The organism is Thauera humireducens (assembly GCF_001051995.2).
Classification (GTDB): domain Bacteria; phylum Pseudomonadota; class Gammaproteobacteria; order Burkholderiales; family Rhodocyclaceae; genus Thauera; species Thauera humireducens.
In genome coordinates, this window is sequence record NZ_CP014646.1 from 2,146,235 (window position 1) to 2,162,576 (window position 16,342).

A 16,342-nucleotide genomic window follows, 5' to 3' on the forward strand; every position below is an offset into this window, starting at 1 on the left:
CGGCGGGCCATCTATCCTGCAAGGGCTATGTAACCATGGTTACAGACGGCCGACGGGCCGGCGTGATCCAATCGCGCCACTGTCCCATCCCTGCAAGGAGAAACTCATGAAGACGAATGTTGGCGGCATCGACAAGATCCTGCGTATCCTGGTCGGCATCGCGCTGATCGCCTGGGCGCTGATGGGCGGCCCGGTGTGGGCGTGGATCGGCATCCTGCCGCTGGTCACCGGCGCAATGGGCTGGTGCCCGGCCTACACCCTGCTCGGCATGAACACCTGCCCGCTGAACAAGAAGTAAGCGGCTTCCACCGCAGAATGCAGAAAGCCGGCTTGATGCCGGCTTTTCTCTTTTGGGGCGCGGCACTCGCCTTCCGGCGTGGATCAGCCGCGCGCGCAGCAGTGGTTGGCGATGGCGACGAACTGCTCCACCGACAGCTTCTCGCCGCGCAGGCTCGGATCGATACCAAGCGCCGCGAAGTCGGCATCGCCCATGTAGTCGCGCAGCGTGTTCTTCAATGTCTTGCGGCGCTGGCCGAAGGCGGCGGTGACGATCTTGCCCAACAGCGTCTCGTCCTGCGCCCCCAGCTGATCCTTGGGCAGCGGCGCCATGCGCACGATGCTGGACATGACCTTGGGGGCGGGACGGAAGGCCCCCGGCGGCACGTCGAACATCCGGCCCATGCGAAAGCGATACTGCAGCATCACCGACAGGCGGCCGTACTCCTCGGTGCCCGGCTCGGCCACCATGCGCATCACCACTTCCTTCTGCAGCATGAAGGTCATGTCCTTCACACGGTCGGCGTACTCGGCCAGATGGAAGAGGATGGGCGTGGAGATGTTGTAGGGCAGGTTGCCGACGATGCGCAGTGGCTGGTCGCCGCCCGCGCACAGGCTACTGAAATCGAACTTGAGCGCATCGCCTTCGTGCACCGTGATCTGCGCGGGCGCATAGGTCTCGTGCAGGCGGGCGATCAGGTCGCGGTCGATCTCGACCACGTGCAGGTGCCCGAGGCGCTCGATCAGCGGCGCCGTCATCGCGCCCAGACCGGGGCCGATCTCGACCATCAGCTCGCCCGGTTGTGGTCGGATGGCGTCGATGATCTTGCGGATGATGTTGGGGTCGGACAGGAAGTTCTGGCCGAAGCGCTTGCGGGCGCGATGGCCGTCGGTCTCGAAGTCTTGCATGGGCGTCCTTGTCGTGTCGCTCAGCGCACGGCGCGCGCGGCGACCATCGTCGCGGCCAGGTCCAGGGCGGCGAACAGGCTGCCGGGGTCGGCCTTGCCGCTGCCGGCCAGGTCCAGCGCCGTACCGTGGTCCACCGAGGTGCGGATGATCGGCAGGCCCAGCGTGACATTGACGCCGCCGCCGAAGCTCGCATGCTTGAGCACCGGCAGGCCCTGGTCGTGATACATGGCCAGCACCGCGTCGCCCTGCGCCAGCGTGTGCGGCACGAACAGCGTGTCCGCCGGCAGCGGGCCGATGAGCTGCATGCCTTCGGCGCGCAGTCGCTCCAGCACCGGGATGATGACGTCGATTTCCTCGCGCCCCATGTGCCCGCCCTCGCCCGCATGTGGGTTGAGCCCGGCGACGAGGATGCGCGGCGCGGTGATGCCGAAGTGGCGTACGAGATCCGTATGCAGGATGCGGATCGTTTCTTCCAGCGCCGGCGCCGTGACGGCCGCCGGCACCTGCGCGAGCGGCAGGTGAGTGGTGACGAGCGCCACCCGCATGCCGCCACCGACCAGCATCATCACGACGCGTGGCGTGTGGGTTTGCTCGGCGAGGTACTCGGTGTGGCCGCTGAAAGGCATCGCATCGGGCGCACCCAGGCTCTCGCAGATCACGCCCTTATGCACCGGGGCGGTGACCATGGCGGCGAATTCGCCTTCCATGCAGCCCTTGATGGCGCGATCCAGAAGCTCGAGCACATAGCGCCCGTTTGCGGCATCCAGCACCCCGGGCCGGGACGGCCGGGCGAGCGGAACATGCAGGACCGGCAGCGCGCCGTCCGGCGACGCCTGCCCTTCCCAAGGCACGAAGCGCAGCGGACTGCCGGTGAGCGCGGCGCGTGCGCGCAAGAGATCGATGTCGCCAAGGATGACCGGCGTCACCGGCCATTCGCGCCCGGCCAGGCGCGCGCACAACTCGGGCCCTACGCCAGCCGGCTCGCCACTGGTGACGGCGACGACCGGCTTCGCGCCACGGCCTGTGGTCATTCGCGCTCCAGGCGCAGGTCGACGTAGGTGCTGTCGCGGAGCTGGCGCAGCCAGTCCTCGTAGGCTTCTTCCGCCTTGCGGTCACGCAGTGCGGCACGGGCGGCATTGCGCTTGCGCTCGTCGGTGACGTCCTGCACGCGGCGCTCGACGACCTGGATCAGGTGCCAGCCGAAGGGAGACTTCACCGGGGCACTGACTTCGCCCGGCTGCAGCGCGTTCATCGCGCGCTCGAACTCGGGCACGGTGTCGCCCGGGTTCAGCCAGCCGAGATCGCCGCCCTTGGCGGCGGACAGGTCGGCCGAACTGGCCTTGGCCAGCTCGCCGAAATCGGCGCCATTGACCACGCGCTCGCGGATGCCCAGCAGGCGCGCTTCGGCGTCCGTGTCGGACAGCACCTCGGAGGTCTTGATCAGGATATGGCGCGCCCGCGTCTGCTCGAGCTTTGCCACCGCCGCATCGCCACCGCCACGGCGATCGACGAGGCGGACGATGTGCAGGCCGGAGGCGCTGCGCAGCACCTGCGAAGTCTCGCCCGGACGCATGTTGCGGACCGCCTCGGCGAACAGCGCCGGCAGGCGGTCGAGCGGACGCCATCCCAGGCTGCCGCCCGACAGGCCATCGGGTGCGTCCGACACCTCGGCGGCGACGCGGGCGAAGTCCTCGCCCGAGCGCAGTCGGGCCATGACGCCTTCGGCGCGCGTGCGCAGGGCCTCGATCTGCTGCGGCGAAGCCTGCTCCGGGGCGCGCAGCAGGACGTGGGCGACCTCGAACTCCTGGCCCGAGAAGGCGTCGGGATTGCTGGCGAGGAAGTTGTCGATCTCGGCGTCGGTCACGACGACCTTGCTGTCCACCTCGCGCTCGCGCAGGCGGGTCAGCAGGATCTCGGTGCGGATCTCGTCGCGGAACCGCGACCACGTCACACCGTCCTTCGCCAACGCCTCACGCAACTGCTCGACGCTCAGGCGGTTGTTGGCAGCGATACGGTCGATCGCACGCTCGAGCGTCGCGTCATCGACGCGCAGCGAGGTTTCGCGCGCCAGTTGCAGCTGGGCACGCTCGACGATCAGCCGCTCCAGCAACTGGCGTTCGAGCACGTCTGCCGGCGGCAGCTGGCCCCCCTGGCGCTGGAGCTGGCGCACGGCCTGGTCGACACGCGCCCGCAGTTGCAGGGCAGTGACCACTTCGTTGTTGACGACCGCGACGATGCGATCGACTTCGACCGGCCGCGGTGCGGCATGCAACGGCAGACTCAAGGCCAGGCTGCACAGGCCGGCGGCAAGCAGCAAACGGGGACGGGACAGGTTACGGTTCATGGTGTGATTTTGAGGGGTGACTCGCACGGATTCAGTCGACACCGAACACGCGGTCGGCCGAAGAGGCGTTGATCTTGCCATAGCCCGGCACGCTGCGCGTGAGCAGGCTGAGCGGGTTGGAGCCGATGCCGGCCAGATCGTTGAGCTCGAGCTGGACGTAGATGGCCTGTGAAACGTCGTCGCGTTCGATCGCGAAGCGGTGTACCGCCACCCGGAACGCCCAGCAGCCGCCGTCGTATTCAAGGCCACCGATGGCTTCGGTGACCCTGCTTTCCTTGAGCGAGCGGGTCACACGGCCAACGCCGTACCAACCGCGACCGATCGGCCACTGGGCGGAGACATCAAGATCCTCGAGGCCGAGCTCGCCGCCGTAGCCGACGACATTGCGACCGTAGCGATAGCTGACATTGAGGGCCTTGGCATAGGCCGGCTGGTAGCGCATCGTGGCATTGAAACGCTCTGTCTGCCCTTCGCCGGTGTCGTACTGCAGATAGGAGTCGACAGACACGTGCTGCGTCACCTTGCCACCGAGGCCGGCGAGCACGTCCGTCCGTCCGCCAGCCTGGATCAACTCCTGGCCTTCGAATAGCCCGACCTCCTGGTCGGAAAAGTAGTAGCGCTGTCCAATCAACGCACGCAGGCGCTCGGCACCCGTTTCAGGGTCGATAAGCCGCGTCGTGACCGCCGCGGTCAGATCGTTGGCGTCGCCAATGCGGTCGCCGCCGGAGAAGCGGTTCTCGGAAAAGATCTCCGCGAAGCTCTGGGTGTAGAGCGTGGTGTCGAACAACGGGATGTCGCGCTGGTCACGCTTGGGCACACGCAGATAGAACAGACGGGGCTCGAGCGTCTGGACGAAGTCAGTGCCAAACCAGGAAGTTTCGCGTTCGAAGAACAGTCCGCCGTCGAACGAAAGGATCGGGACATTGCGCGAGATCGAATCCGGCTTGCCGGCATCGGCCGTGGGACGGTCGATATCGTAGGACGAGGCGTGGAAGCCTGCCTTAGGCGTCAGGAACCAGGCTGCGCCCTGCATGGGCAGGGACATTTGCGGATAAGCCGTCAGGCGGTCGGCCTCGGCGTAGGCCTTGTCGGGATGGGCGAAACGGACGTACTCCGCATCGAGATCGAACACGAGGCCACCCGGCAAACCCGGTCGGTAACCGTTGAACAGCAGTTGCGGGACCCGGCGGTACGGCGTGGCGGTGATCGAGTCGGGATCCGGGTTCAAGGTCTGGTAGCTCTGCACCAGCGCCGATGCATTCCACCACGAGCCGCTGGAGTAATAGAGGCTCCCCTGCCGCAGCAGATGTACCTGCGAAGCGACCGCAATCCGCGATGACAGATCCTCGAAGTAGCTGTCGTCCGACACCGAATTGAAGTCCAGCGAGCCGTAGAGCTGCGGCGTGATCCGCTGTTCGTGCTGAATCGACGCCAGTCTGCGCTCCTCGCCGGTGAGGTTGTCCTTCGCCATCCACTCGACCCGGGACTCGCCACGGTAGGTTTCGTTCAGGTAGCGGAACTCACCGCCGAGCTGCATGCCGCGCCGGCTCATCAGGCGCGGCGTGATCGTCGCGTCGTAGTTGGGGGCGATGTTCCAGTAGTAGGGCACCGCCAGGTCCGCGCCGGTCTTGTTCGAGGAGCCGAAGGTGGGCGGCAGCAGACCGGACTGGCGCTGGCCCGAGAGCGGAAACTCGGCCCACGGCATCCAGAAGATGGGGACGTCCTGGAACACGATCGAGCCGCCCTGCGCGGTGCCGACCTGACGGTCGTAGTCGAGCTCGAGTTCGCGCGCCTTGATGTACCAGTCGGGGTCGCTCGCCTGGCAGGTGGACCAGGTGGCGTTCTTGAGGCGGTACTGGTTCTCGCCTTCGAGCCGGAGCACATCGGCACTTCCGCTGCCGGAGACCGGGCGGGCGCTTTCACCGGCCGCGGTCGGAGCCCGATCACGGGTCAAGGTGTAAGCCGGCGTCTCGAACTGGCCGGTGCTCTCGCCGATGACCAGCGTGGCCTTCGGCCCGGTGATCGTGTCCTGGCCGGCACGCAGCACGACGTTGCCTTCGGCCACGGCCTCATCCACCGGCTCGCGGTAGGTGACGCGATCGGCGGTCAGCACGGTGTCGTCGCGCTGCAGCTCGGCATCGCCGTCCGCCACGAGTTCGACACTGCGCGTACCGAGGATGCGCTGGGCCTTGATCAGCGTGTCCCCCGCGGCCAACGACGGGTCCCGGGAAGCCATGGGCTTCGGCGCGGGTCCGCGTTCGACAGCGGTCCGGGGCGCGGAAGCGGGCGGAGTGCCGGCGCGCGCAGCGTCCGTGGCTGCGGAGGCCGGCGCAGCACGGGGGGCCGGCGCGGATCGCGTCGCAGGCGCGGGCTGCGCAGCCGCGGCCGGCCGGGGCGTCGCGGCTGCGCGGCCATCGCGGACCAGGTCGGGCGAAACCAGCAGCGGCGGCAGTCCGGCGGCAAGGACCGGGCCGGACATCAAGCACAGCAACAGGGGGATCAGACGCATGCGCGTATTCAGGGGCATGACAGGCTTCGCGGCTCGCGTCGCACGCAGGCTCGTCCCCTGGCGCACGACCGTGTTGATAAACTCGCGGATTGTACACGAACCCCGTGGAGAACCCGTTTGCAACGCCTCGAACAACTGCGCGCCTGGCTCGCTTCCACCCTGCCCGGCCAGGCCTTCGATCTCGCGCCGGCCTCGGCCGACGCCAGTTTCCGCCGCTACTTCCGCGCCACCTTTGCCGACGGCAGCCCCTCTCGCATCGTCATGGACGCCCCGCCCGAGAAGGAGGACCTGCGCCCCTGGCTGCACGTGGCCGAGCTCTTCCGCGTCGCCGGCGCCCATGTGCCCGAGGTGCTCGCCCAGGATCTCGGGCAGGGTTTCCTGCTGCTCTCCGACCTCGGCTCGACGACCTACCTGCAGGCGCTGAAGGTGCAGCCCGACGAACACCGCGCCGCCCACCTCTACGCCGACGCCCTCGGCTCATTGGCCGCAATCCAGTGCGCCAGCCGTCCGGGGGTGCTGCCGGAATACGATCGTGCGCTACTGCTGCGCGAACTCCAGCTCTTCCCGGAGTGGTACGTCGCCCGCCACAAGGGTGTCACGCTGACCGCGGCCGAGACCGCCACGCTGAACGCGACGTTCGACAAGATCCTCGCGACCAACCTCGCCGAACCACAGGTCTTCGTGCATCGCGACTACCATTCGCGCAACCTGATGCTGCTCGAGCCCGCCGCCGGCCTCGGCACCAACCCCGGCATCATCGACTTCCAGGACGCGGTCTACGGCCCGATCACCTACGACCTGGTGTCGCTGTTCAAGGACGCCTACATCCGCTGGGACGAGGCCTTCATCCTCGACCGGCTGATCCGCTACTGGGAAACCGCGAAGAAGCTCGGCCTGCCGGTACGCGAGGAGTTCGCCGACTTCCACCGCGACTTCGAGTGGATGGGCGTGCAGCGTCACATCAAGGTGCTCGGCATCTTCGCCCGCCTCTACCACCGCGACGGCAAGGACGGCTACCTCGCCGACATGCCGCTGGTGATGGATTACCTGCGTCGCGCCTGCAAGCGCTACCGCGACCTCGGCCCGCTGCTGAAGCTGCTCGACCGCCTCGAGCCCGAGGACGTACAGGTCGGATACACCTTCTGATGACCCGCACCCGCGCAATGATCCTCGCCGCCGGTCGCGGCGAGCGCATGCGTCCGCTCACCGACCACACGCCCAAGCCGCTGCTGCCCGTGGGCGGCAAGCCACTGATCGTGTGGCACATCGAGCGCCTGCGCGCCGCCGGCTTCACCGAGTTCGTCATCAACCACGCTCACCTCGGCCACCGTCTCGAAGATGCGCTGGGCGATGGCTCGGCGTTCGGCGTCCGCATCGCCTGGTCCCCCGAAGCCACCGCGCTCGAGACAGCCGGGGGCATCCGGCATGCGCTGCCGCTGCTGGGCGAGGAGCCCTTCGTCGTCATCAATGGCGACGTCTTCTGCGATGCCGATTTCGCCGCTCTGCGCACCGCAGCCGAAAGCCTGAGCGCCGAAGGCCCCCTCGCCCACCTGCTACTGGTCGACAACCCTGCGCACCACACCGAGGGCGACTTCCGCCTCGCCGCTGACGGCCACATCCACGCCGACGGTAATCCGCGCCTCACCTTCGCGGGCCTCGGCGCCTACCACCCGGCTCTGTTCGCCGGCCTGGCCGACGACACGCCGGCCAAGCTCGCCCCCCTCCTGCGCGAAGCCATGAATGCCGGCAAGGTGACCGGCCAGCACCACACGGGTCGGTGGATCGACGTCGGCACCCCCGAGCGCCTGGCGGAACTCGATTGCCAACTCGCCCGCGCACGCTGAACCTCGCACCGGATAGCCCATCGAACCGCAGGGCGCACTGCGCCGGCGCCCCTACATTCGCCCGTCCTACTGCCAGTGCCATAATGCCGCCCATGAACGCTCCCACGATTCCGAACCTGAACACCCCAGGGGACAACACGCCCTTCCGCGCCCGCCGCGACCGCCTGCTCGCCCGCATGCAGGCCGCCGGCGGCGGGGTCGCGATCCTGCCGACCGCGCCCGAGCGCATCCGCAACCGCGACGCTCACTACCCGTACCGCCACGACAGCTATTTCTACTACCTCACCGGCTTCCGCGAGCCCGAGGCGGTCGTCGTGCTCGTCGCCGGCAAGGAAGCGAGGCAGATCCTCTTCTGTCGCGAGAAGAACGAGGAGCGCGAGATCTGGGACGGCTACCGCTACGGCCCCGAGGCCGCGCGCGAGGTCTTCGGCTTCGACGAGGCCTGGACCATCGGCGACCTCGACCGGCGCCTGCCGGACTATCTGGCCGACCAGCCCCTGCTGTGGTCGGGCCTGGGCTACGACAACGACTGGGACGCCAAGGTGCTGGGCGCGCTGAACGCCGTGCGCGACAAGGCGCGCACCGGCCTCACCCCACCGCACTCGGTGCGCGACCTGCGCGCCGAACTCGACGAGATGCGCCTCGTCAAGGACGCCTCCGAGCTCGCCACCATGCGCCGCGCCGCGCAGATCTCGGCCGACGCCCACTGCCGCGCGATGCGCGCCACCCGGCCAGGCCGCTTCGAGTACGAGATCGAGGCCGAACTGCTGCATGCCTTCCGCGCCGCGGGCAGCCAGGCGCCGGCCTACACCTCGATCGTCGCCGGCGGCGCCAACGCCTGCGTGCTGCACTACGTCGAGAACGACCAGCGCCTCCAGGACGGCGACCTGCTGCTGATCGACGCCGGCTGCGAGCTCGACGGCTACGCCTCTGACATCACCCGGACCTTCCCGGTCAGTGGCCGCTTCTCTGCCGCGCAGCGCGAGGTCTACGCGATCGTGCTCGCCGCACAGGCTGCCGCACGCGACGCGACCCGCCCCGGTGCACACTGGAACCAGCCGCACGAGGCCGCCGTCAAGGTGCTCGCCCAGGGCATGCTCGACCTCGGCCTGCTCAAGGGCAGCCTCGACGCCGTGCTGGAGAACGGCGACTACCGCCGCTTCTACATGCATCGCACCGGCCACTGGCTGGGCATGGACGTGCATGACGCCGGCGAGTACAAGCTCGGCGGCGACTGGCGGCCGCTCGTCGAAGGGATGGTGCTGACCATCGAGCCGGGTTGCTACATCCGCCCCGCCGACGACATCCCCGAGGCCTTCTGGAACATCGGCATCCGCATCGAGGACGACGCGGTCGTCACCGCCGACGGCTGCGAACTGATCACCGAAGGCGTCCCCAAGGCGATCGACGACGTGGAGGCGCTGATGCGCGAGGCGCGCCATGGCTGAGACGGCGCCGGAGCGCGTGCATGATCTGCTGATCGTCGGCGCCGGCCCGGTCGGTCTGGCGCTGGCGCTGGCGCTCAAGGATGCGGGACTCGACATCGTGCTCGCCGACACCCGCCCGCGCGAGGCGGTGACGAAGGACCCGCGCGACCTCGCGCTCGCGCACGGCACGCGGCTGACGCTGCAGCGCCTCGGCGTGCGCGACACCCTGCCGACGACGGCGATCCGGCACATCCACATCTCGCATCAGGGCGGGCTCGGCCGCACGCTGATCGACGCCGCCGAACACGAGCTGCCGGCGCTCGGCTACGTCGCCTCCGCCGGCGCGCTCGCCGCCGCCCTGCGCGAAGCGGTCGACGCCGCCGGCATCCCGGTCCTGGACGAAACCGAGGTCACCAATCTGGCCGCGGGCGACGACGACGTGATCGCCAGCCTCGCCGGCCCGGGCAGGCCGGCAGGCACCTTGCGCGCCCGCCTCGCCGCCTGCGCCGAGGGCGGACTGCACGCCGGTGACGCCAACGTCGTCGAGCATGACTACGGCCAACATGCGCTGATCGCCGACGTGCAGGTTGCCGGCGGCCACCGCCATACGGCATTCGAGCGCTTCACCCCGCAAGGCCCGGTCGCGCTGCTGCCCAAGGGGCAGGGTTACGCCCTGGTGCATGTCGCCCGGCCGGAGACGGCGGACGAGTTGCTCGCCCTCGACGACACCGCCTACCTCGCCCGCCTGCAGGCGCACATCGGTGGCCGCGCGCGGCTCACCGGCGTCGGCCCGCGCCTGCGCTATCCGCTGGTGCTGCGCTACCGGCGCTCGACCATTGCCCCACGCACGGTCTGGCTGGGCAACGCCGCCCAGACGCTGCACCCGGTCGCCGGCCAGGGCTTCAACCTCGCGCTGCGCGATGTCTGGGCACTCGCCGAGACGCTGTTGCGCGCCCGTGACGACAGCGCGCGCGCACCATCCGGCGCGACCAGCGAGGCCTTCGATGCCGGTGCGGCGCGCATCCTCGCCGCCTATGCCGACGCCCGCGGGCTCGACCGCCTCGGCACGATCCGCTTCACCGACACGCTGGTGCGGGTCTTCAGCACCGACTTCGCCCCGCTGCGTCACGCCCGCGGCGCCGCGCTGCTCGCGCTCGACCTGCTGCCGCCACTGCGCGGCTTCATCGCGCGGCGGATGATGTTCGGCGCACGCGCCTGGCCCTGAGCCCACCCGACGTTCGCCAATGCAAAAAGGCCTGCGACCCGTGACCGGGAGCAGGCCTTTCGCTTCAGGGGCGCCGCGATTGCGCGACGCGCGCCTGAGTGCGATCAGAACGCCGGCACTACCGCCCCCTTGTACTTGTCGGCGATGAACTGCTTCACCTCCGGCGAGTTCAGCGCAGCGACCAGTTTCTTCATCGCCGGGCTATTGGCATTGTCCTCGCGCGCCACCAGCAGGTTGGCGTAGGGCGAGCTGGCATCCTCGATGAAGAGCGAATCCGTCAGCGGGTTCAGCTTGGCCTCGATCGCGTAGTTGGTGTTGATCACCGCCAGGTCGACCTGGTTGAGGATGCGCGGCAAGGTGGCGGCCTCGAGTTCGCGGATCTTGAGCTTCTTCGGGTTGCCGGCGATGTCCTTCTGGGTGGCCGAGATGTTGTTCAGGTCCTTCAGCGTGATCAGCCCGTTCTTGGCCATCAGCAGCAGCGCGCGGCCGGAGTTGGACGGGTCGTTCGGGATCGCCACGGTCGCGCCCTCGGGGATGTCGGCCGCCGTCTTGTGCTTGCCCGAGTAGGCGCCGAGCGGCTCGACATGGACCTTGGCGACCACCGTCTGGATGTCGTTCTTCTGCTTCTTCTTGAACTCGTCGAGATAGGGCTGATGCAGGAAGAAGTTGCCATCCACGCGCTTCTCGTTGGTCTGCATCGAGGGCTGCACGTAGTCGGTGAACACCTTCACCTCGAGTTCCACGCCTTCCTTGGCCAGCATCGGCTTGACGAACTCGAGGATCTCGGCATGCGGCACCGGGGTGGCGGCGATGACCAGGCGGTCGGCGGCGGACGCCGCGCTGCCGGCGGCGAGGGTCAGGGTGCCGAGGGCGGCGGCGAGCAGCTTGCGCAGGGTAAACGACATCGTTGAAGTCTCCTTCGTGGGGATCACTTGCGGGTGAAATACAGCACCAGGCGGTCGCCCGAGTACTGGATGATCTGGACGAGCACGACCAGCAGGGCGACGGTGATCACCATCACCTCGGTCTGGAAGCGCTGATAGCCGAAACGGATCGCGAGGTCGCCGAGGCCGCCGCCGCCGATCACGCCGGACATCGCAGCATAGGACATCAAGGTGATCGCCGTCACGGTGATCGCGGCGATCAGCCCGGGCAGCGCCTCCGGCAGCAGCGCGCCGAAGATGATGCGGTGGGTGCGGATGCCCATCGCCTGACAGGCTTCGATGACGCCGCGATCGACCTCGCGCAGCACGTTCTCGACCAGGCGCGCGAAGAACGGCGCAGTGCCCACCACCAGCGGCGGGATGGCGCCTTCGACACCGAGCGAGGTGCCGATCAGGATCACCGTGACCGGGATCATCACGATCAGCAGGATCAGGAAGGGCACCGAGCGCAGCACGTTGACCACGAACGAGAGCACCGTATAGACGAAGCCCTGCTCCAGCAGCTGGCGCTTGGCGGTGACGAACAGCAGGATGCCCAGCGGCAGCCCGAGCAGGATGGTGAAGAACAGGGACACGCCGGTCATGACCAGGGTTTCCCAGGTCGCGATCCAGATGTCGCTCCAGTCGATGACGGACAGGTCCATTACTGCAGCACCTCGTGGTGGATCTGGTGGCGGTCGAGCTCGGCGAACACCGCGCGGATGTCATCCTCGCCACCCTCGAGTTCGAGCAGCAGCTGGCCGAAGGGCACGTCCTTGATGCTGGAGACCTCACCCTGAAGGATCGTCACCTGCACCTTGGCGCCGGCCATGATGCGGCTGAGGATGGGCTGGTAGGTCACGTCGCCGATGTAGGTCAGGCGCGCCAGCGTGCCGCGCAGCTTGTCGCTCATGTAGGCGTGTGCAGGATCGAAGCTCGCCGCAGCGAGCGCGTCGCTCTGCGCCACCATGCTGCGCGTGACCGGATGCTGCGGATGCAGGAAGACGTCGACGACCTTGCCCGACTCGACGATGCGCCCGCCGTCGATCACCGCGACGCGGTCGCAGATCGTGCGGATCACCTGCATCTCGTGCGTAATGAGCACGATGGTCAACCCCAGCTGGCGGTTGATGTCAAGCAGCAGGCGCAGGATGGACTGCGTGGTCTCGGGATCGAGCGCCGAGGTCGCCTCGTCGCACAGCAGCAGCTGGGGGCGGTTGGCCAGCGCGCGCGCGATGCCGACGCGCTGCTTCTGCCCGCCCGAGAGTTGCGACGGATACTTGTGCCCGTGCTCGGACAGGCCGACCAGCGCCAGCAACTCCTGCACCCGCGCGGCGCGCGCGGCGGCGTTGGTATGCCCGGTCGCCTTCAGCGGCCAGTCGATGTTGTCGGCGACCGTCTTGGCATTGAGCAGGTTGAAGTGCTGGAAGATCATGCCCACGCGGCGGCGCAGCGCGTAGAGGCCTTCGCTGTCGAGCGTGGTAATGTCCTCGCCGTCGACCAGCACGCGCCCGGCGGACGGACGCTCGAGCAGGTTCAGGGTGCGGATCAGGGTGCTCTTGCCCGCGCCCGAGCGGCCGATGATGCCGAACACCTCGCCGGCACCGATCTCGAGGTTGATGTCGGTGAGCGCCTCGACCTCGCGGCCGTCGGCCGCGCGATAGGTCTTGCGCAGGTTTTCGATACGGATCACGGCAACCACGTCCCGAACGGGAAAAAAGCGCGAATTTTACCTGCGCGCGGAATTCGGCACCATGTTTGCGCGCAAGGCGGCGACACAGCCGTTCGTGCGTTCCGGCCCGGCGGCGGGCCGGTTCACGAACTCGGGGTTGTACCGACGCAACGGCAAGCGCGCCCAAGCACTTGAGCGATGAGGTAAAATGCCGCCTTTTCCCTCGCCTGACCCGTCCATGCAGTTCGCCGGCTTCGCCTTGCGCAATAACCTTTTCGTCGCTCCCATGGCGGGCGTGACGGATCGCCCTTTCCGACAGTTGTGCAAGAAGCTGGGGGCAGGCGTGGCCGTGTCCGAGATGGTCACCTCCAACTCGCTGCTCTACGGCAGCGAGAAGACCCGCCGCCGCGCCGACCACACCGGCGAGGTCGATCCGATCTCGGTACAGATCGCTGGCGCCGACCCGGCGATGATGGCCGAGGCCGCACGGTACAACGCCGACAACGGCGCACAGATCATCGACATCAACATGGGCTGCCCGGCCAAGAAGGTGTGCAACGTGATGGCCGGCTCGGCGCTGATGCAGGACGAGCCGCTGGTCGCGCGCATCCTCGAGGCGGTGGTCAAGGCCGTGCCGGATACCCCGGTCACGCTCAAGTTCCGCACCGGCTGGAACCGCGCCAACAAGAACGCACCGACGATCGCCCGCATCGCCCAGGAATCCGGCATCCGCGCCATCGCCATCCACGGCCGCACCCGCGCCGACCAGTACATGGGCGAAGCGGAGTACGACACCATCGCCCACGTCAAGACGCTGGTGAAGATCCCGGTGATCGCCAACGGCGACATCACCAGCCCGCAGAAAGCCAAGCACGTGCTCGACTACACCGGCGCCGACGGCGTCATGATCGGCCGCGCCGCGCAGGGCCGGCCGTGGATCTTCCGCGAGATCGAGCACTACCTCGCCACCGGCGAGCTGATGCCGCCGCCGCTGGTCAGCGAGATCCATCAGGTCTGCCGCGAGCACCTCGCCGACCTTTACGGCTTCTATGGCGACGAGCGCGGCGTGAAGATCGCGCGCAAGCACATCTCCTGGTACACCAAGGGCCTGGTGGGCTCGGCGGCCTTCCGCCGCGCGATGAACCAGATTCCCGACATTCCCTCCCAGCTCGCCGCGGTGGACGAATTCTTCGGCCTGCTCGCAGAGGCCGACGCCCGCCTGAGCTACGAGACGGACCCGCAAGCCGAATGCCCGCAGGAACTCGCAGCATGACCAGCCGCAGCAACGAGATCGCGGACGCCGTCGTCCGCACGCTGGACCAGTACTTCCGCGACCTCGACGGCGAGAAGCCCGCCGCCATCCACGACATGGTGATCCGCAACGTCGAGCGCCCGATGCTGCAGTTCGTCCTCGAGCAGGCTAAGGGCAACCAGACCGTCGCAGCCGAAATGCTGGGCATCAACCGCAACACGCTGCGTCGCAAACTGACCGACTACGAACTGCTGTAAGAAAACCGGCGCTGCGGCCGTCTCGTGCCGCGCGCGTGCAATTCCTGCACTTCGTGCACCTCGCAGTCCAAGACTTTTCCGCTTCCCCTTCAAACTTGCTTCCGGTCCCACGATGAACGTCACCCAAGCCCTGATCAGTGTTTCCGACAAACGCGGCGTGCTCGATTTCGCGCGCGAACTCGCCAGCCTTGGCATCAAGCTGCTGTCGACCGGCGGCACTGCCAGCCTGCTGCGCGAAGCCGGCCTGCCGGTGACGGACGTTTCCGAGCACACGGGCTTCCCCGAGATGCTCGACGGCCGCGTCAAGACCCTGCATCCGAAGGTGCATGGCGGCATCCTCGCTCGTCGTGACCTCGCCGAGCACATGGACACGATCGCCGCACACGACATCGGCCGCATCGACCTGGTGGTGGTGAACCTCTACCCCTTCCAGCAGACCGTGGCCAAGCCCGACTGCACGCTGGAAGACGCGATCGAGAACATCGACATCGGCGGCCCGACCATGGTGCGCGCCGCGGCCAAGAACCACGGCAACGAGGACGGCGGCGTCGGCATCGTCACCGACCCCGACGATTACACCGGCATCGTCGCCGAGCTCAAGTCCAACGCCGGCAAGCTCAGCCACAAGACCCGCTTCGCGCTGGCAGTGAAGGCCTTCACCCACACCGCGCGCTACGACTCGGCAATTTCCAACTACCTCACCGCGCTGGTCACCAACGAGGCCGGCGACGTGTCGCTGCAGACCTACCCCGAGCGCCTTCAGCTGGCCTTCGACAAGGTGCAGGATCTGCGCTACGGCGAAAACCCGCACCAGACCGCCGCCTTCTACCGCCAGCCCGGCGCAGCTGAGGGCGGCGTCGCCGGCTACACCCAGCTGCAGGGCAAGGAGCTGTCGTACAACAACATCGCCGACGCCGATGCGGCATGGGAATGCGTCAAGGCCTTCGACGGCCCGGCCGCGGCCTGCGTCATCGTCAAGCACGCCAACCCCTGTGGCGTGGCCCTCGGCGCCACCCCGCTGGAAGCCTACAAGAAGGCCTTCTCCACCGACCCGACCTCGGCCTTCGGCGGCATCATCGCCTTCAACGGCGAAGTCGACCGCGCCGCGGCCGAGGCCGTCTCCGCCCAGTTCCTCGAAGTGCTGATCGCGCCCGCCTACACCGCCGAAGCACTCGAGTTGCTGCGCGCCAAGCAGAACGTGCGCGTGCTCACCTGTGCGCTCGGCCAGCCCGCCGGTGCCTTCGACTACAAGCGCGTGGGCGGCGGCCTGCTGGTGCAGAGCGCCGACGAAGCCCGCATCCAGATCGCCGACCTCAAGGTCGTCACCAAGCGCGCGCCGACGGAAGCCGAGCTGCGTGACATGCTGTTCGCCTGGCGCGTGGCGAAGTACGTCAAGTCGAACGCCATCGTGTATTGCAAGGACGGCATGACCATCGGCGTCGGCGCCGGTCAGATGAGCCGTGTCGACTCGGCCCGCATTGCCAAGATCAAGGCCGAGAACGCCGGCCTGCAGATTGCCGGCTGCGTGGTCGCCTCGGATGCCTTCTTCCCGTTCCGCGACGGCCTCGACGTGCTCGCCCAGGCGGGCGCCACCGCGGTGATCCAGCCCGGCGGCTCGATGCGCGACGCCGAGGTGATCGCCGCCGCCGACGAACAGAACATCGCCATGGTGTTCACCGGCTTCCGCCATTTCCGCCACTAAGC

The 16,342-nt window shown here is 68.0% G+C and carries 15 protein-coding genes; 8 read left to right on the forward strand and 7 right to left on the reverse strand.

Annotation, left to right across the window (positions count from 1 at the left end; translation table 11 throughout):
* Positions 1-106 precede the first annotated feature (106 nt).
* Positions 107-298 (forward strand): YgaP family membrane protein, encoded by a 192-nt coding sequence (locus AC731_RS10135; protein ID WP_004262927.1) that lies wholly within the window; start codon positions 107-109, stop codon positions 296-298.
* Between the two features lie 83 nt (positions 299-381).
* On the opposite strand, the gene rsmA is transcribed toward AC731_RS10135, so the two are convergent.
* From rsmA to AC731_RS10155, 4 genes are read right to left on the reverse strand one after another with little or no spacing between them, the layout of a single operon-like run.
* Positions 382-1,185, reverse strand: coding sequence for a 16S rRNA (adenine(1518)-N(6)/adenine(1519)-N(6))-dimethyltransferase RsmA (gene rsmA / locus AC731_RS10140; protein WP_048705774.1), 804 nt, complete (start codon positions 1,183-1,185; stop codon positions 382-384).
* 20 nt (positions 1,186-1,205) lie between these two features.
* Positions 1,206-2,216 carry a 4-hydroxythreonine-4-phosphate dehydrogenase PdxA gene (pdxA, locus tag AC731_RS10145; protein ID WP_048705776.1) on the reverse strand — a complete coding sequence of 337 codons (1,011 nt, stop codon included), beginning with the start codon at positions 2,214-2,216 and terminating at the stop codon, positions 1,206-1,208.
* On the reverse strand, positions 2,213-3,529 hold the full coding sequence (locus AC731_RS10150; protein ID WP_048705779.1) for a peptidylprolyl isomerase: 1,317 nt from the start codon (positions 3,527-3,529) through the stop codon (positions 2,213-2,215). The genes pdxA and AC731_RS10150 overlap by 4 nt, the downstream gene beginning before the upstream one ends.
* A gap of 31 nt (positions 3,530-3,560) precedes the next feature.
* On the reverse strand, positions 3,561-6,056 hold the full coding sequence (locus AC731_RS10155) for an LPS-assembly protein LptD (RefSeq protein WP_048705781.1): 2,496 nt from the start codon (positions 6,054-6,056) through the stop codon (positions 3,561-3,563).
* Positions 6,057-6,155: 99 nt separating this feature from the next.
* On the opposite strand from AC731_RS10155, the gene AC731_RS10160 reads away from it, so the two are divergent.
* The 4 genes from AC731_RS10160 to AC731_RS10175 all read left to right on the forward strand — a co-directional run bounded on the left by AC731_RS10160 (position 6,156) and on the right by AC731_RS10175 (position 10,534).
* The gene (locus tag AC731_RS10160; RefSeq protein WP_048705783.1) at positions 6,156-7,184 is read left to right on the forward strand and encodes an aminoglycoside phosphotransferase family protein; all 1,029 of its coding nucleotides are present in this window, start codon (positions 6,156-6,158) and stop codon (positions 7,182-7,184) included.
* 17 nt (positions 7,185-7,201) lie between these two features.
* Positions 7,202-7,882, forward strand: a complete 681-nt coding sequence (murU, locus tag AC731_RS10165) for an N-acetylmuramate alpha-1-phosphate uridylyltransferase MurU (protein WP_048709968.1) — start codon at positions 7,202-7,204, stop codon at positions 7,880-7,882.
* A gap of 92 nt (positions 7,883-7,974) precedes the next feature.
* Positions 7,975-9,330: an aminopeptidase P N-terminal domain-containing protein gene (locus AC731_RS10170; protein ID WP_048709971.1), complete on the forward strand. Its 1,356-nt coding sequence runs from the start codon at positions 7,975-7,977 to the stop codon at positions 9,328-9,330.
* Positions 9,323-10,534 carry an FAD-dependent monooxygenase gene (locus AC731_RS10175; RefSeq protein WP_048705793.1) on the forward strand — a complete coding sequence of 404 codons (1,212 nt, stop codon included), beginning with the start codon at positions 9,323-9,325 and terminating at the stop codon, positions 10,532-10,534. The genes AC731_RS10170 and AC731_RS10175 overlap by 8 nt, the downstream gene beginning before the upstream one ends.
* 104 nt (positions 10,535-10,638) lie before the next feature.
* Here AC731_RS10175 and AC731_RS10180 read toward each other — a convergent pair whose 3' ends face one another.
* From AC731_RS10180 to AC731_RS10190, 3 genes are read right to left on the reverse strand one after another with little or no spacing between them, the layout of a single operon-like run.
* The gene (locus tag AC731_RS10180) at positions 10,639-11,439 is read right to left on the reverse strand and encodes a MetQ/NlpA family ABC transporter substrate-binding protein (protein ID WP_048705795.1); all 801 of its coding nucleotides are present in this window, start codon (positions 11,437-11,439) and stop codon (positions 10,639-10,641) included.
* A gap of 23 nt (positions 11,440-11,462) precedes the next feature.
* Entirely contained in the window at positions 11,463-12,122 is a 660-nt protein-coding gene (locus AC731_RS10185) for a methionine ABC transporter permease (protein ID WP_048705798.1), read from the reverse strand.
* On the reverse strand, positions 12,122-13,150 hold the full coding sequence (locus AC731_RS10190) for a methionine ABC transporter ATP-binding protein (RefSeq protein WP_048709974.1): 1,029 nt from the start codon (positions 13,148-13,150) through the stop codon (positions 12,122-12,124). Before AC731_RS10190 ends, AC731_RS10185 begins: the two co-directional genes overlap by 1 nt.
* Before the next feature lie 217 nt (positions 13,151-13,367).
* Between AC731_RS10190 and dusB the strand changes: the two genes are divergently transcribed.
* The 3 genes from dusB to purH all read left to right on the forward strand — a co-directional run bounded on the left by dusB (position 13,368) and on the right by purH (position 16,340).
* Entirely contained in the window at positions 13,368-14,402 is a 1,035-nt protein-coding gene (gene dusB, locus AC731_RS10195) for a tRNA dihydrouridine synthase DusB (protein ID WP_048705801.1), read from the forward strand.
* The gene (locus AC731_RS10200; protein WP_004262710.1) at positions 14,399-14,638 is read left to right on the forward strand and encodes a helix-turn-helix domain-containing protein; all 240 of its coding nucleotides are present in this window, start codon (positions 14,399-14,401) and stop codon (positions 14,636-14,638) included. The genes dusB and AC731_RS10200 overlap by 4 nt, the downstream gene beginning before the upstream one ends.
* Positions 14,639-14,750: 112 nt before the next feature.
* Positions 14,751-16,340 (forward strand): bifunctional phosphoribosylaminoimidazolecarboxamide formyltransferase/IMP cyclohydrolase, encoded by a 1,590-nt coding sequence (gene purH, locus AC731_RS10205; RefSeq protein WP_048705805.1) that lies wholly within the window; start codon positions 14,751-14,753, stop codon positions 16,338-16,340.
* Positions 16,341-16,342 lie beyond the last annotated feature (2 nt).

Excerpts from the sequence above, each read along its gene's own strand:
- AC731_RS10185 (WP_048705798.1), bottom strand. The coding sequence starts at position 12,122 with ATGGACCTGTCCGTCATCGACTGGAGCGACATCTGGATCGCGACCTGG.
- AC731_RS10170 (WP_048709971.1), top strand. The coding sequence starts at position 7,975 with ATGAACGCTCCCACGATTCCGAACCTGAACACCCCAGGGGACAACACG.
- murU (WP_048709968.1), top strand. The coding sequence starts at position 7,202 with ATGATCCTCGCCGCCGGTCGCGGCGAGCGCATGCGTCCGCTCACCGAC.
- rsmA (WP_048705774.1), bottom strand. The coding sequence starts at position 1,185 with ATGCAAGACTTCGAGACCGACGGCCATCGCGCCCGCAAGCGCTTCGGC.
- AC731_RS10155 (WP_048705781.1), bottom strand. The coding sequence starts at position 6,056 with ATGCCCCTGAATACGCGCATGCGTCTGATCCCCCTGTTGCTGTGCTTG.
- AC731_RS10200 (WP_004262710.1), top strand. The coding sequence starts at position 14,399 with ATGACCAGCCGCAGCAACGAGATCGCGGACGCCGTCGTCCGCACGCTG.
- pdxA (WP_048705776.1), bottom strand. The coding sequence starts at position 2,216 with ATGACCACAGGCCGTGGCGCGAAGCCGGTCGTCGCCGTCACCAGTGGC.
- dusB (WP_048705801.1), top strand. The coding sequence starts at position 13,368 with ATGCAGTTCGCCGGCTTCGCCTTGCGCAATAACCTTTTCGTCGCTCCC.
- AC731_RS10175 (WP_048705793.1), top strand. The coding sequence starts at position 9,323 with ATGGCTGAGACGGCGCCGGAGCGCGTGCATGATCTGCTGATCGTCGGC.
- purH (WP_048705805.1), top strand. The coding sequence starts at position 14,751 with ATGAACGTCACCCAAGCCCTGATCAGTGTTTCCGACAAACGCGGCGTG.
- AC731_RS10150 (WP_048705779.1), bottom strand. The coding sequence starts at position 3,529 with ATGAACCGTAACCTGTCCCGTCCCCGTTTGCTGCTTGCCGCCGGCCTG.
- AC731_RS10135 (WP_004262927.1), top strand. The coding sequence starts at position 107 with ATGAAGACGAATGTTGGCGGCATCGACAAGATCCTGCGTATCCTGGTC.
- AC731_RS10180 (WP_048705795.1), bottom strand. The coding sequence starts at position 11,439 with ATGTCGTTTACCCTGCGCAAGCTGCTCGCCGCCGCCCTCGGCACCCTG.